Raw genomic sequence first — 13,736 nt, 5'->3', positions numbered from 1 at the left:
AGAAAAATAAATTCAAAAAAAGTGTAATGAATGCTTGACGGAATCGCGGGTCGGACGTAATCTTTGCGGCTTCCAGCAGGGGGCCATAGCTCAGCTGGGAGAGCGCCTGCATGGCATGCAGGAGGTCGCCGGTTCGATCCCGGCTGGCTCCACCAACTTCTAGTACGTCCCCATCGTCTAGAGGCCTAGGACATCACCCTTTCACGGTGGCGACCGGGGTTCGAATCCCCGTGGGGACGCCACTTTCCGGCTCGCCGGAGAGTGTCAAGGAAGAAAAAGGAAGTTGGTAGTAGTTGGAAGTTGAACGTAGTGTGGAGCGGTAGTTCAGTCGGTTAGAATGCTGGCCTGTCACGCCGGAGGTCGCGGGTTCGAGTCCCGTCCGCTCCGCCATTACTTCAAAGAAGAATCCGCCAGCTGGCGGATTTTTTTTGCCCGGAATTCGCCGATGCTTCGACCTTCGGGTGGGAGCGCGCTCGCGCGCGAAGGGTGCTCGCAGGGGTGTGACAGAGGCACAGTGCCCGCTGCCGCGGGTTCGCCGGCAAGCCAGCTCCCACAGGGTCGTGGCAGATGGCCGCTACGCGATGTCACCCACCCGCTCCAGCGTCCCGATCGAGTGCCCCTGCTCCGCCAGGTATTCCAGCCAGCGGCTGAGGAACCCGTTCATCCGCAGCCGGTGCTGGAGCACGGTGCGCGCCGGAGGGAACGGGCCGAGCACCTGCGAGAGCTTGCGGCCCGGATGGCAATGCATGGCCTCGGCCACGTGCGCATCGGTGTACATGCGCAGCTGCGCCGATGGCGAGGGCTGGCCGGTGGCTTCGTCCACGAAGTCGTAGGTGAGCTCGAGCTCCAGCGTGTAGGGGTGTTTTTCCTGCACGTCTAGGCGCACCTTCAGCCCGTCGTCCACGTCGGAAACATAGCGCCCCGCCGCCAGCCGCTGGGGAGCGAACAGACGCGCCAGCCGATGGTAGTTCTCGGCATACAGACCCATCAGGAACTCGAAGCGTCCTGGGATGAGGGCGATGGGGCGTTCGATCACGGCGGTCATGGGTAGCGCGTCGCTCCTTCCGGGTGGTCAGTACATATGGCGTTCGATACCGAGGTATTCGAAGATCTTGCTCGATATTTCCTCGATCGACGTATGTGTCGTGTTCAGGACCGGAATGTTCTCCCGGCGCATCAACCGGTCGGCCTGTTCGAGTTCCCAGCGGCACTGCTTGAGCGTCGCGTAGCGGCTGCCGGGGCGGCGCTGCTCGCGGATCTGCGCCAGACGGTTGGGGTCGATGGTGAGCCCGAAGAGCCGGCTGCGGTAAGGGCGCAGGCGCATCGGCAGTTCCAGCTTGTCGAGGTCGTCGTCCGTGAGCGGGTAATTGGCGGCGCAGACACCATAATGCAAGGCCATGTACAGGCAGGTCGGGGTCTTGCCCGACCGCGACACGCCCACCAGCACGACGTCCGACTGGTTGTAATCGACGTCCAGGCCGTCGTCGTGGGCCAGCGCGTAGTTGGTCGCCTCGATGCGGGCCTCGTAGCGCTCGAAGTCCACCAGCCCGTGCGATCGGTTCACGGCGCCCGACTGCTTGGCCCCGAGCTCGGCCTCCAGCGGCTCGATGAACGGAGCGAACACGTCCAGCATCAGCGCCCCGCTGCCCGCGACGATGTCGCACAGGGTTCGCGAGGTCATGGTATTGACCACGATGGGGCGATGGCCGTCCTGGGCGTACTTGGTCTTGATCCGCAGCGACGCGGCCTCGGCCTTGGCCTCGTTGTCGATGAAGGGCAGCCGGTGGGTGTCGAACTGCACCCCTTCGAACTGGGCGAGCATGCTGTTGCCGATCGTTTCGGCCGTGATACCGGTGGAATCGGAAATGAAGAAGACGGTGCGCCGCATGAAACGGTTTCCCTGCATGGAGTCCATGGCCACACCTTAAGACCAATACGCCGCCATAACCATCCACCTCCCAGAATGACGCGTCGTTCTTGTGCATCGCCGCTTGTTTCCCGGCAATACCACTACGACAATGCGCCGGTTTTTCCCAGCGCGGCCCGCCGCCCAACCGATGTGAGGATTTTCCTTTGAGCGACCTGGTTCTCTGGCTCGACGCGCTACGCATGACCGATCTCGGCAAGGTGGGCGGCAAGAACGCCTCCCTCGGCGAGATGATCGGCAACCTGGCGAAACTGGGCGTTTCCGTCCCCGGTGGCTTCGCCACCACGGCCGACGCCTTCCAGACCTACCTCGAAAAGAGCGGCCTCGCGACGCGCATCGCCGAGCGTCTCTCCACGCTCGACGTCGACGATGTCGACGAGCTGGTTCGCGGCGGCAAGGAAATTCGCGGCTGGATCGTCGATACCGCCCTGCCCGCCGATCTCGAGCAGGCCATCCGCGACGCCTACGTCAAGCTGTGCGCCGACGCCGGCGCGACCGACATCGCCGTGGCCGTGCGTTCGTCCGCGACCGCGGAAGATCTTCCCGACGCCTCGTTCGCGGGCCAGCAGGAAACGTTCCTCAACGTGGTCGGCATCGACGACGTGCTGCACAAGGTCAAGGAGGTGTTCGCCTCCCTCTACAACGATCGCGCCATCGCCTATCGCGTCCACCAGGGTTTCAAGCACGAGGACGTGTTTCTTTCCGCCGGCGTGCAGCTGATGGTCCGGTCGGACGTCGGCGCCTCGGGCGTGCTCTTCACGCTCGATACCGAGTCCGGTTTCCGCGACGTCGTGTTCGTCACCGGGTCGTACGGCCTCGGCGAGATGGTCGTGCAGGGCGCCGTGAACCCGGACGAGTTCTACGTGTTCAAGCCCACCCTGCGCGACGGCAAGCCGTCGGTGCTCCGCCGCAGCCTCGGCGCGAAGCAGCAGCGCATGGTCTATTCCGACCAGCCCGGCGAGCGCGTCCGCATCGAGGAAACGCCGCAGCAGGATCGTCACCGTTTCTGCGTCACAGATGCCGACGTCGAAGAACTGTCGCGCCAGGCGCTGGTCATCGAGAAGCATTACGGCCGTCCGATGGACGTCGAATGGGCGAAGGACGGCAACACCGGCAAGCTGTACATCGTGCAGGCGCGCCCGGAAACCGTGAAATCGCGCGCGCACGCCACCACCCTCGAGCGTTTCCAGCTGTCGGAAAAGGGCAAGGTGCTCACCGAAGGCCGCGCCATCGGCCAGAAGATCGGCGCCGGCAAGGCGCGCGTGATCCGCTCGCTCGCCGACATGAACAAGGTGCAGCCCGGCGACGTGCTCGTGGCCGACATGACGGATCCGGACTGGGAGCCGGTGATGAAGCGCGCCGCCGCGATCGTCACCAATCGCGGCGGCCGCACCTGCCACGCGGCGATCATCGCGCGCGAGCTGGGCGTGCCCGCCGTGGTCGGTTGCGGTAACGCGCTCGACACGATCCCGGACGGCACGGACGTCACCGTGTCGTGCGCCGAAGGCGACACCGGCACGATCTACGAAGGCACCCTGAAGTTCGATCGCATCACGGCCGATCTGGGCGCCATGCCCGAAGCGCCGCTGAAGATCATGATGAACGTCGCCAACCCCGAGCGCGCGTTCGATTTCGGCATGCTGCCGAACGAAGGCATCGGCCTGGCCCGTCTCGAGATGATCATCGCCAGCCACATCGGCGTGCATCCGAAGGCGCTGCTCGAATACGCGAAGCAGGATCCCGAGACGAAGGCGCGCATCGATGCCCGCATCGCCGGCTACAAGGACCCTGTCTCGTTCTACGTCGACCGCCTCGCCGAAGGCATCGCCACGATCGCCGCGTCGGTGTATCCGAAGCCGGTGATCGTGCGCCTGTCCGACTTCAAGTCGAACGAATACGCCGGGCTGCTGGGCGGCTCGCGCTACGAGCCGCACGAAGAGAATCCGATGATCGGCTACCGCGGCGCCAGCCGTTACGTCGATCCGGGCTTCGCCGAATCCTTCGCGCTCGAGTGCAAGGCGGTGAAGTACGTGCGCGAGACGATGGGCCTGACCAACGTGTGGGTCATGATCCCGTTCGTGCGCACGCTCGACGAAGGCCGCAAGGTGATCGAGGTGCTGCGCGGGAACGGGCTCGTGCAGGGCGAGCACGACTTGAAGGTCATCATGATGTGCGAGGTGCCGTCGAACGCGCTGCTGGCCGACGAGTTCCTCGACATCTTCGACGGCTTCTCGATCGGTTCGAACGACCTCACCCAGCTCACGCTCGGCCTCGATCGCGACTCGAGCATCGTCGCCCACCTGTTCGACGAACGCGACGCGGCGGTCAAGAAGCTGCTGTCGATGGCGATCCGCACGGCGCGCGAGAAGGGCAAGTACGTGGGCATCTGCGGCCAGGGCCCGTCCGACCATCCGGATCTCGCGGAGTGGCTGATGGACCAGGGCATCGAATCGATGTCGCTGAACCCGGATACCGTCGTGGATACCTGGCTGCGCCTGGCGAAGAAGAAGGCCGGCTGAGGCCTGTCGTCGGCAGGCTGGCCCCCACCGTGGCCGGTGGGAGCCAGCCTGCTGGCGATTACATGGTCACCAGCACGCCCGACGCGCGATAACGCGCGACGACGAGCTGATCCGTACCCGCACTTACCACCAGATGCGAAATCGCCCCGATCGGTGCCGTGTGATGCGTCGCCGAGGCCACCAGCTTGTCCGGCGTGGCGATGGCCACCGTTTCGCCGCTGGCTTCGATGATGGCCTGCTTGAATACCGTTTCTTCTTCGTCGTAGGTCCATAGCCCGCGCTCGGGGTCGATCGCGCACACTCCCGGAAAACAGAGATCGGCGCGGATGTCCTGCGCCTGCCGCACCGTGCGCGAACCGATCGCACCGCCGATGCGTGGGTCGACGCGGCCACCGAGCAGGATCACCTCGAAACCCGGCCGGCCGATCACCGCCAGCGCGACGTCGGGCGCGTTCGTCACCACGGTGAGGTCGCGATGCTCCGGCAAGGCCCGCGCCAGGGCCGTGTTGCTCGAACCGGCGTCCACGAACAGGATCTGCCCTTCCCCCACGAGGCTCGCGGCGACGTGGGCGAGCGTGCGCTTGAGTTCCGCGCGCTCGTGATGACGCTGGTCCAGCGGTGCGATCGCCTGGGTCAGCAGCGCGCCGCCGTAGACGCGGCGGCACAGGCCCTGCGAGGCGAGATCGCGCAGATCGCGCCGGATGGAGTCCTCCGACACGCGGAATTCCTGCGCGAGATCGGCCGCCACGACCTTGCCGTCGCGGTGCAGCCGGTCGAGGATCAGCTGCTGACGCTCGCGCGGCAGCGTGGTGTCGGGCGTGGCGTTCACGGCAGGAAACCGAGCCGGACGAGCTCGGCGCGCAACTGCGCCGCGTCGTGGAAATGGATGCCGTGGATGCCGAGCGCATTGGCGGCCTCGACGTTGACCTTGTTGTCGTCGATGAAGATCGCGCGCGCCGGGTCGATGTCGTAGCGTTCGAGCAACGTCTGGTAGAGCCGGGGGTCGGGTTTGATCATGCCTTCCGCGCCCGATACGACGATGCCGTCGAACAGTGCGAGGAAATCGAAGCGCTCCTGCGCGAACGGAAAGGTTTCCTGCGACCAGTTGGTCAGGCCGTACAACGGATGGCCCGCCTTTTTCAGGTCCCGGAGGATGTGCAGGCTGTCGTCGATCGGACCGCCGAGCGTCTCCTCCCAACGATGCTGGTAGGCGGCGATCAGGTCCGCCTTCGTCGGATGTTCGGCCGTGAGCACGCGCACGGCTTCGTCCCACGAGCGGCCCGCATCCTGCTGCAGGTTCCACTCCGGCGTGGTGACCTCGGCGAGAAAGGCTTCCATGGCCGCCTCGTCGTCGCCGAAGAGCTTGCGGTAGAGGTAACGCGGGTTCCAGTCGATCAGGACACCGCCGAAATCGAAGATCACGACATCGCGTCTGGTATGCATGGGAATTCCTCAGCGGCGGACGATGGAGGCGCAGAACGAGACGATCACGAGCAGCACGGCCACGCCGCACAACGCGGTCGGCAGGCTGCTCAGGTGCGCGGCGAAACCGATCGCGGCCGGCCCGGCGAGCATGCCCGCGTAACCGAGCGAGGTCACCGTGGCGATACCGATACCCGCCGACGTGCCCGACTGCCGCCCGGCCGCGCTGAACAGCACGGGCACGATGTTGGACGCACCGAGGCCGACGAGCACGAAACCGAACAGTGCCGCCGGCCCCCACGGCACGAGCGTGGCGATGAAGAAACCCAGCGCCGCGACGAACGCGCCGCCGCGGACGATCGTGACGGGCCCCACGTGCGCCGTGATGCGGTCGCCCAGCAGGCGGCCGCACGCCATGGCCACGGAGAACGCGGCATAGCCGAGGCCCGCGGACGACGCGTCGAAGCCGCGCGAGAAACGCAGGAACACCGCGCTCCAGTCGAGCATCGCCCCTTCCGCGAGGAAGACGACGAGACAGAGGAAACCGAGCAGGAAGATCGTCGCCGACGGCATGCGGAAACCACCGCCGCGCACGTGCCCGTCCTCGTCGAGGCGCACGATGAAATGCTTCCATTGCGTCAGCACGATCGCCAGCAGCGCGACCGACACGGCGAGCGCGCTGCCCGTGAGCGGCGCGCCGGCCTTCAGCAGCGCGGCCATGCCGGCGGAGCCGACGAGGCCGCCCACGCTGAAGAGGCCGTGGAAGCCCGACATCATGGGCTTGCCCGCATGCTTCTCGACGTCCACGGCATGCGCGTTCATGGCGACGTCGACGACACCGAGGGACGCGCCGAAGAACAACAGCGCGGCGGCGAGCCAGTACACGTCCGGGGCGATCGTCAGCAGCGGCAGTGCCAGACAGACCATCAGTCCGCTGATGCCGATGACGTCGCGATTGCCGAAGCGATGGGTGAAGAAACCCGCCAGCGGCATCGCCGCCACCGCGCCGCACCCCATGCACAGCAGCACGAGGCCGAGCGTCGCATCGTCCAGGCCGAGCCGCTGCTTCGCGTAGGGAACCATCGGGGCCCAGCTGGCCATGCCGATGCCGGAAAGAAGGAAGATGAGTCGGGTGGCTCGGGCGGGCCGCATGCGTCGTCCAGATGCGAAAGAATGCGCACCAATGTACGTAAACGTGCAACAACGTGCAATGCTCGCGACCTCTTGCACGGCCGCGCCGACACCTGTACAAATGTACACATGTCGACACCATCCCTTACAGAGCGTCAGCAGAAGACCCTGGCTTTCCTGCAGGAATACCTGCAATCGCAAGGCCTGCCGCCTACGCTACGCGAAATCGCCGACGCCATGGGCTTCTCCAGCCACAGCTCGGCGCAGGCCTGTATCGAATCCCTGGTGCGCAAGGGCCTGCTGGAGCGTTCGCCCCAGCATCGCGGCCTGCGCCTGCCTCCCGGTCTCCAGCGCGCCGCCGCGAACGACCTTCCCCTGGTGGGTCGCGTCGCCGCCGGCTCGCCCATCCTGGCCGAGGAAAACATCGAGTCGCAGCTCGAAGTCGATCCCGCGCTGTTTCGTCCGCGCGCCGACTACCTCCTGCGCGTGGTGGGCATGAGCATGCGCGACGCCGGCATTCTCGACGGCGACCTTCTCGCCGTGCACAAGACCGCCACGGCGAACGACGGCCAGATCGTCGTCGCGCGCCTCGACGACGAAGTCACCGTGAAACGGTTGAAGCACGATCGCGACCGTCTTCTGTTGCTGCCCGAGAACCCCGACTTCGCGCCGATCGAAGTCGACCCCCGTCGCCACGCGTTCGCCATCGAAGGGCGCTACGTCGGCATCATCCGCAGGACCTGACCATGAACGCCATCGCCTCCCCGAACCTTGCCCAGGTGCTCGACCATCCCGGTATCTGGCGTCGTTCCGCCGACCGGCAGCCGCGCGTGCGCGCGCTGTCCACGGGATGGACCTCGCTGGATGCGAAGCTTCCCGGCGGAGGCTGGCCGCAGGGTGCGCTGAGCGAAATCCTGTTCGAGCACGACGGCCTGGGCGAGCTCGACCTGGTGATGCCCGCGCTGGCCGCGCTCACGCAGGAACACCGCCGCGTCATCTTCGTCGCACCGCCTTACCTGCCCTACGCGCCCGCGCTCGCCGCGGCCGGCGTCGACCTGCGTTTCCTGCACGAAATCCATGCCGGCAGCACCGAAGCCGCATGGAGCATGGAACAGTGCCTGCGCTCCGGCTGCTGCGGTGCCGTGGTGGGCTGGTTGCCCGACATCGATTACCGCAGCCTGCGCCGGTTGCAGCTCGCGGCCGAAAGCGGCGACGCCTGCGCCATGCTCTTCCGTCCCGCCGGAGACGCCGCGCAGAACAGCCCCGCGGCGCTCCGCCTGAAGGTCAGCAACAGCGACGAAGCCACCTATGTCGAGGTGCTCAAGTCGCGTGGCCTGCTGACCACCACCGCTCCGCTGCTGCGTATGCGGGCCTGATGGAGGCCGTCGTGACGATGCGTGTCCCACGCCGTCATGACGGACGCTTCGTCGTCGCCATTCCTGCGCAGCCATGCTTTGGGCCTGTCTCCGTTTTCCCGGCCTGGCGTTCTCCGCCGCCTTCGCCGCGACACCGGAGGCAGGCCCCTCCGCCCTGCTCGATCACAAGGCGCGCCAACGCCTGATCGCCGCAGTCAACGCCGATGCCGCCGCGCACGGCGTGCGCCGCGGACAGAACCTCGCGGCCGCGCGGGCGCTATGTCCCGCGCTCGAGGTACGCCCCCGCGATCCCGCGGCCGAGAACCGGCTGCTGACCGAACTGGCCGCGTGGTGTTACCAGTTCAGTGGGCACGTGACGCTGGTGCCGCCCAACGCGATCCTCATGGAAGTCGGCGCCAGCCTCCGCCTGTTCGACGGCTGGCCCGTGCTGGCAGAGCGCCTGCGCGAAGGCCTCGGCGAACAGGGCCATGCGCATACGATGGCGGCGACGCCGTTCGCCGCGGCCGCCTGGGTCTTCGCGGCCAGCGCCGATGGCATGGTGATACCCGAGCGCGAAGGCGTGCGGCGCATGCTCGGCGATCTGCCCCTGGCGCAGAGCGGCCTGCCCTCGGCCACGGTCACCGCGCTGCAGGCGATGGGCTTTCGCCGCCTCGGCGAGATCTTTCGCCTGCCCCGCCCCGAACTCACCCGGCGCATCGGCCGCGATGGCGTGAACTGGCTCGATCGCCTGCGCGGCGACGCGGCCGACGCGTTACCCGCGTGGCAGCCGCCCGCGAATTTCCTGCAGAAGATCGAGTTCGACGCGGAACTGGATGGCAGCCAGCCCTTGCTCTTTCCCCTGCGCCGCCTCACGCGCTCGCTGGCGAACCTGCTCGCCGCTCGCGATGGCGGCGTGCAGCGCTTCACCCTCACCCTCGAACATGCGCGTGGCGAGACCACGCGTGTCGTCGTGGCCATGGCGGCACCCCAACGCGATGCCGAGCGATTGTTCGAACTCGCGCGCACGCGCCTGGAGCGCACCACGCTGCCGGCTCCCGCGCGGTCGATCGAGATCGACGCCGCCGAGCTGCCGACGTTCCGGCCGCCGCTGCGCGACCTCTTCGAACCGATCCGCGGCGACGGGCTCGACTGGCCCACGCTCGACGAGCGACTACGGGCGCGTCTCGGCGACGCGGCACTTCGCCAGATCGCGCTGGTGGCCGACCATCGCCCCGAACGCGCGTCGCGATACGGCACGCCGGGTAACGTCGTGTCGCCGCCGCGCCGGCGCCGGCCGTTGTGGCTGTTGCCGCGCCCGGTACCGATGCGCCCCGAGCCGGCGGCGGTACTGGCGGGCCCCGAACGCATCGAAAGCGGCTGGTGGGATGGTGCGGACGCGCGTCGCGACTACTACATCGTGCGCACCGCGCAGGGCCAGCAGGCCTGGGCCTATCTTCCTCCAGGCACCCTCGACGGCTGGATGCTGCACGGCTGGTTCGCCTGATGCGCCTCGATGTCTCCCGACTCGTCCCGGCCAACGACGGGGACGCCGATGTTCCCGCCTACGCCGAGCTGCACGTGCTCAGCGACTTCAGTTTCCAGCGCGGTGCCTCCAGTGCGCGCGAGCTGTTCGAGCGCGCGAAGGTGGCCGGTTACAGCGCGCTCGCCATCACCGACGAATGCTCGCTTTCCGGCATCGTGCGCGGCCTCGAAGCCTCGCTCGATACCGGCATCCCGATGATCGTCGGCAGCGAGCTGCGCCTGTCGGATGGCACCGTCGTCGTGCTGCTGGTGGAAGATCAGGCGGGATACACCGAACTCTGCCGCCTGATCACGCTCGGCCGGCGGCGCGCGCCCAAGGGGCGCTACGAACTGCATCGCGGCGATCTGGAAACGCTCGCGCCCGGTCTTTGCGTGCTCTGGGCCCCCGGCGCCCCCACCGCCACGACAACCGCCACGCACGAGGACCGCGCGGCGTGGATCGCCACGCACTTCGCCGGACGCGCATGGCTGGCCGTGGAACTCCATCGCGGACAGCACGACGAGGCCGACCTCGCCATGCTGCGCGACCTCGGCGCCCGCCACGGCCTGCCCTGCGTCGCGGCGGGCGATGTCCACATGCACGTGCGGCATCGTCGCGCGTTGCAGGACGTATTGACGGCGATCCGCCTGAACACCCCGGTCGCCGAGGCGGGGCACGCCCTGTTCCCCAACGGCGAGCGGCACCTGCGGCCGCGCGAAACGATCGCGCGCATCCATCCACGCGACATCGTCGACGAAACGCTGGTCGTCGCCGCGCGCTGCACGGGATTCGACATCCGCCGGATCGACTACGTCTACCCGCGCGAACTCGTGCCCGACGGCCTCGATCCGGCCGCGCATCTGCGCCGCCTGACCTACGAAGGCGCCGCGCTGCGCTGGCCCGGCGGTACGCCGCTGGCGGTCGTGGATCGCATCGAGAAGGAACTCGCGCTGATCGCGCTGAAAGAGTACGAAGCCTTCTTCCTCACCGTGCAGGACATCGTCCATTTCGCGCGCTCGAAGGCGATCCTCTGCCAGGGCCGCGGCTCGGCCGCCAATTCCGTCGTCTGCTTCTGCCTGGGCATCACCGAGGTCGATCCCGACCAGATCACCACGCTGTTCGAACGTTTCATTTCCATCGAACGCGACGAGCCACCCGACATCGACGTCGACTTCGAACACGAGCGACGCGAGGAAGTGCTGCAGTACGTGTTCAACAAATACGGTCGCGACCGCGCCGCGCTCGCCGCCACCGTGATCAGCTACCGGCACAAGAGCGCGGCGCGCGACGTGGGCCGCGCGCTCGGATTGTCGGAAGACCAGCTCGATCAGCTCAGCCGTGCGTATTCGCACGCGCACGGCGACGTCTCCATCGTGGAACGGCTGCGCGAGCGCGGCTTCGATACCGAGAGCCGCGTCGTTCGCCTGCTCATGCTGCTGGTCGAGCAGCTCGCCGGCATGCCACGCCACCTGTCGCAGCACGTGGGTGGCTTCGTCATTTCGGATACGCCACTGCATCACCTGGTACCGGTCGAGAACGCCGCCATGGCGGATCGCACGATCATCCAGTGGGACAAGGACGACCTCGAGACGATGAAGCTGCTCAAGGTCGACTGCCTCGCGCTGGGCATGCTCACCTGCATGCGCAAGGCCATCGACATGCTGCGCCTGCAGGGCGGCCCGGACTACCGCCGTCTCGCGGACATTCCCCACGACGACGCCGCCACCTACGCGATGATCCAGCGGGCGGACACCACGGGCGTCTTCCAGATCGAATCGCGCGCGCAGATGTCGATGCTGCCGCGGCTGTTGCCGAAGCGGTATTACGACCTCGTCATCCAGGTCGCGATCGTCCGCCCCGGCCCCATCCAGGGCGGCATGGTGCATCCGTATCTCGAACGGCGACGCATGCCGCCGGAAGACGTCGTCTACGAGCACAACGTGCGACCGGTGCTGGAACGTACGCTCGGCGTGCCGATCTTCCAGGAACAGGTGATGGCCCTGTTGCAGGTGGTGGCGAATTTTTCCGCCGGCGAATCGGACGATCTCCGCCGTTCCATGGCGGCGTGGAAGCGTCGCGGCGGCCTCGAGAAATTCGAACCGCGCATCCGCGCGAACATGGCGAAGAACGGTTACTCCCCCGAGTTCACGCAGCAGATCATCGACCAGATCAAGGGCTTCGGCAGTTACGGTTTTCCCGAATCGCACGCGGCGGGCTTCGCGCTGATCGCGTATGCGTCGTCGTTCATGAAATGCCACCACCCGGCCATCTTCACCTGCGCGCTGCTCAACAGCCAGCCGATGGGTTTCTACGCGCCCGCGCAACTGGTCGCCGACCTGCGCCGGCACGGCGTGGCGGTGCGCCCCCCCGACGTCACCACCAGCGACTGGGACTGTACGCTCGAACCCGATCCCCGGACCCACGGCGGCCAGGCGTTGCGTCTGGGCCTTCGCCTCGTGAGCGGACTTTCGGCGGATCTCGGCGCGCGCATCGTCGCCGCGCGCAAGGCGTCCCCGCTACGCGATCTCGCCGACCTCTCGCGCCGGGCCGGCATGAACCGGTTCGAGCGCGAACGCCTCGCCGATGCCGGCGCGCTGCGCGCGCTCAGCGGCCACCGCCATCGTGCACGCTGGGAGAGCTCGGGCATCGAGAAAGGCCTGCCCCTGCTCGACGCGGTCGCCGAAGAGCGCCCCACGTTGCGGCCGCCCACGCTGGCCGAGAACGTGTTCGCCGACTACGCGACACACGGACTGTCGCTGACCGCGCATCCCCTGAGCCTGATCCGCAAGAACCTGCGGTCGCGGCGGGCACGGCGAGCCGCCGATCTCGAGCACGAACGCCATGGCGCGTGGCTTCGTCACGCGGGCCTCGTCACCGTGCGGCAGCGCCCGCAGACCGCCAGCGGCATCACCTTCGTCACGCTCGAAGACGAAACCGGTCAGATCAACGTCATCGTGCGCCCGAAGGTGGCCGAGGCCTGCCGCCATGCGCTGCTCGACGCGGTACTGCTCGCGGTCGATGGCCAGTGGCAATCGATCGACGGCGTGCGCCACCTCGTGGCCACCCGGCTGCACGATTTCAGCGACCTGTTACCCGCCCTCGGTTCCGTGTCCCGCGATTTCCACTAGGTGATACCTGCCATCACGCTTCGCGCCCCGGCCCGTCACTGAACCCCGACTAATTTCCGCCTGAACGATTGCCCCCGAATTTGCTGCTTTGCAAGAGCACACGTCATCGAAAAGCGATAGCGTCTGCCCACCAACCGGCTTACCGGTGACCGATGCCATTGCGCCGAGCATCGGGGTTACTCCCCAAGGCGCCACAAGTTCCAGGAGATTCGTCATGCGCAACACGAAACTGATCGTCGCGATGCTGGCCGGTTGTATGGCCGTCAGCGGTGCAGCCCTCGCCCAGCAGAAGACGGAGCCCATGTCCTCGTCCACCGCGGCGACGCCGACGCATTCGACCAGCGACTCCATGAAGGGCGCCGACTCGATGAAGCAGACCGGTGCCGACGGCGCCAGCCAGGACAAGGCTCATTCGGGCATGAACAGCAGCGACTCGATGAAGTCGGGCGACGGTTCGATGAAGTCGACCCACAAGAAGCACATGAAGAAGGGCGATTCGATGTCGGAGCCGGCGAAGTCCTCCACATCGGGCATGTAACGTCCCGCGCATGAACGAAAGAGCCGGCCGCGAAAGCGGCCGGTTTTTTTTGCTCGCCCCACTGTGGGAGCGGCCTTGGCCGCGATGGGTGCTCGCGGCAAGCACCCATCGCGGCCAAGGCCGCTCCCACAGAGGCGCCAGCCATCAGACACCGCTGCGCAGCGGCATCCTTTCCAAGTCGACGATGCAGACGG

The 13,736-nt window shown here is 67.1% G+C and carries 11 protein-coding genes and 3 tRNA genes; 9 read left to right on the top strand and 5 right to left on the bottom strand.

What is annotated here, in order from left to right; genetic code table 11:
* The first annotated feature begins 79 nt into the window (after positions 1 to 79).
* From BMX32_RS15970 to BMX32_RS15960, 3 genes are all read left to right on the top strand, one after another.
* Positions 80 to 155, top strand: a tRNA-Ala gene (locus BMX32_RS15970).
* Positions 156 to 166: 11 nt separating this feature from the next.
* A tRNA-Glu gene (locus tag BMX32_RS15965) sits at positions 167 to 242 on the top strand.
* Between the two features lie 71 nt (positions 243 to 313).
* Positions 314 to 390, top strand: a tRNA-Asp gene (locus tag BMX32_RS15960).
* Between the two features lie 184 nt (positions 391 to 574).
* Here the strand turns inward: BMX32_RS15960 and BMX32_RS15955 are convergent.
* Together BMX32_RS15955 and BMX32_RS15950 are read right to left on the bottom strand one after the other, a co-directional pair.
* Positions 575 to 1,045, bottom strand: coding sequence for a DUF1249 domain-containing protein (locus BMX32_RS15955; RefSeq protein WP_089980581.1), 471 nt, complete (start codon positions 1,043 to 1,045; stop codon positions 575 to 577).
* Positions 1,046 to 1,072: 27 nt separating this feature from the next.
* Positions 1,073 to 1,888, bottom strand: a complete 816-nt coding sequence (locus tag BMX32_RS15950; RefSeq protein ID WP_089980915.1) for a posphoenolpyruvate synthetase regulatory kinase/phosphorylase PpsR — start codon at positions 1,886 to 1,888, stop codon at positions 1,073 to 1,075.
* A 185-nt stretch (positions 1,889 to 2,073) separates the two neighbouring features.
* Here BMX32_RS15950 and ppsA point away from each other — a divergent pair, with 185 nt between their 5' ends.
* Positions 2,074 to 4,446, top strand: coding sequence for a phosphoenolpyruvate synthase (gene ppsA, locus BMX32_RS15945; RefSeq protein WP_089980579.1), 2,373 nt, complete (start codon positions 2,074 to 2,076; stop codon positions 4,444 to 4,446).
* Between the two features lie 58 nt (positions 4,447 to 4,504).
* Here ppsA and BMX32_RS15940 read toward each other — a convergent pair whose 3' ends face one another.
* The 3 genes from BMX32_RS15940 to BMX32_RS15930 are packed head-to-tail and all read right to left on the bottom strand — an operon-like array spanning position 4,505 to position 7,020.
* On the bottom strand, positions 4,505 to 5,275 hold the full coding sequence (locus BMX32_RS15940) for a DeoR/GlpR family DNA-binding transcription regulator (protein ID WP_089980576.1): 771 nt from the start codon (positions 5,273 to 5,275) through the stop codon (positions 4,505 to 4,507).
* Complete coding sequence (locus BMX32_RS15935) at positions 5,272 to 5,889, bottom strand: HAD family hydrolase (protein WP_089980573.1); 618 nt, start codon at positions 5,887 to 5,889, stop codon at positions 5,272 to 5,274. Before BMX32_RS15935 ends, BMX32_RS15940 begins: the two co-directional genes overlap by 4 nt.
* 9 nt (positions 5,890 to 5,898) lie before the next feature.
* The gene (locus BMX32_RS15930) at positions 5,899 to 7,020 is read right to left on the bottom strand and encodes an MFS transporter (protein ID WP_089980570.1); all 1,122 of its coding nucleotides are present in this window, start codon (positions 7,018 to 7,020) and stop codon (positions 5,899 to 5,901) included.
* 108 nt (positions 7,021 to 7,128) lie between these two features.
* On the opposite strand from BMX32_RS15930, the gene lexA reads away from it, so the two are divergent.
* The 5 genes from lexA (at position 7,129) to BMX32_RS15905 (ending at position 13,542) form a co-directional block, all read left to right on the top strand.
* Complete coding sequence (gene lexA, locus BMX32_RS15925) at positions 7,129 to 7,743, top strand: transcriptional repressor LexA (protein ID WP_089980567.1); 615 nt, start codon at positions 7,129 to 7,131, stop codon at positions 7,741 to 7,743.
* Between the two features lie 2 nt (positions 7,744 to 7,745).
* Positions 7,746 to 8,375: a translesion DNA synthesis-associated protein ImuA gene (gene imuA, locus BMX32_RS15920; protein ID WP_089980566.1), complete on the top strand. Its 630-nt coding sequence runs from the start codon at positions 7,746 to 7,748 to the stop codon at positions 8,373 to 8,375.
* 73 nt (positions 8,376 to 8,448) lie between these two features.
* Positions 8,449 to 9,858 (top strand): Y-family DNA polymerase, encoded by a 1,410-nt coding sequence (locus BMX32_RS15915; protein ID WP_089980564.1) that lies wholly within the window; start codon positions 8,449 to 8,451, stop codon positions 9,856 to 9,858.
* Positions 9,858 to 13,004 (top strand): error-prone DNA polymerase, encoded by a 3,147-nt coding sequence (locus BMX32_RS15910; RefSeq protein ID WP_089980561.1) that lies wholly within the window; start codon positions 9,858 to 9,860, stop codon positions 13,002 to 13,004. Before BMX32_RS15915 ends, BMX32_RS15910 begins: the two co-directional genes overlap by 1 nt.
* A 214-nt stretch (positions 13,005 to 13,218) precedes the next feature.
* Positions 13,219 to 13,542 carry a hypothetical protein gene (locus BMX32_RS15905; protein ID WP_089980559.1) on the top strand — a complete coding sequence of 108 codons (324 nt, stop codon included), beginning with the start codon at positions 13,219 to 13,221 and terminating at the stop codon, positions 13,540 to 13,542.
* Positions 13,543 to 13,736 lie beyond the last annotated feature (194 nt).

This window comes from Luteibacter sp. UNCMF331Sha3.1, from assembly GCF_900109915.1.
In the GTDB taxonomy this organism is placed as follows: Bacteria; Pseudomonadota; Gammaproteobacteria; order Xanthomonadales; family Rhodanobacteraceae; genus Luteibacter.
Note: the sequence above shows the minus strand (reverse complement) of the source record. Positions and strands in the feature narration are given on the sequence as shown.

What these genes read in the sequence shown, in the direction of transcription:
- BMX32_RS15910 (WP_089980561.1), top strand. Translation starts at nt 9,858, where the DNA reads ATGCGCCTCGATGTCTCCCGACTCGTCCCGGCCAACGACGGGGACGCC.
- lexA (WP_089980567.1), top strand. Translation starts at nt 7,129, where the DNA reads ATGTCGACACCATCCCTTACAGAGCGTCAGCAGAAGACCCTGGCTTTC.
- BMX32_RS15955 (WP_089980581.1), bottom strand. Translation starts at nt 1,045, where the DNA reads ATGACCGCCGTGATCGAACGCCCCATCGCCCTCATCCCAGGACGCTTC.
- BMX32_RS15935 (WP_089980573.1), bottom strand. Translation starts at nt 5,889, where the DNA reads ATGCATACCAGACGCGATGTCGTGATCTTCGATTTCGGCGGTGTCCTG.
- BMX32_RS15905 (WP_089980559.1), top strand. Translation starts at nt 13,219, where the DNA reads ATGCGCAACACGAAACTGATCGTCGCGATGCTGGCCGGTTGTATGGCC.
- BMX32_RS15915 (WP_089980564.1), top strand. Translation starts at nt 8,449, where the DNA reads ATGCTTTGGGCCTGTCTCCGTTTTCCCGGCCTGGCGTTCTCCGCCGCC.
- BMX32_RS15950 (WP_089980915.1), bottom strand. Translation starts at nt 1,888, where the DNA reads ATGCGGCGCACCGTCTTCTTCATTTCCGATTCCACCGGTATCACGGCC.
- imuA (WP_089980566.1), top strand. Translation starts at nt 7,746, where the DNA reads ATGAACGCCATCGCCTCCCCGAACCTTGCCCAGGTGCTCGACCATCCC.
- BMX32_RS15930 (WP_089980570.1), bottom strand. Translation starts at nt 7,020, where the DNA reads ATGCGGCCCGCCCGAGCCACCCGACTCATCTTCCTTCTTTCCGGCATC.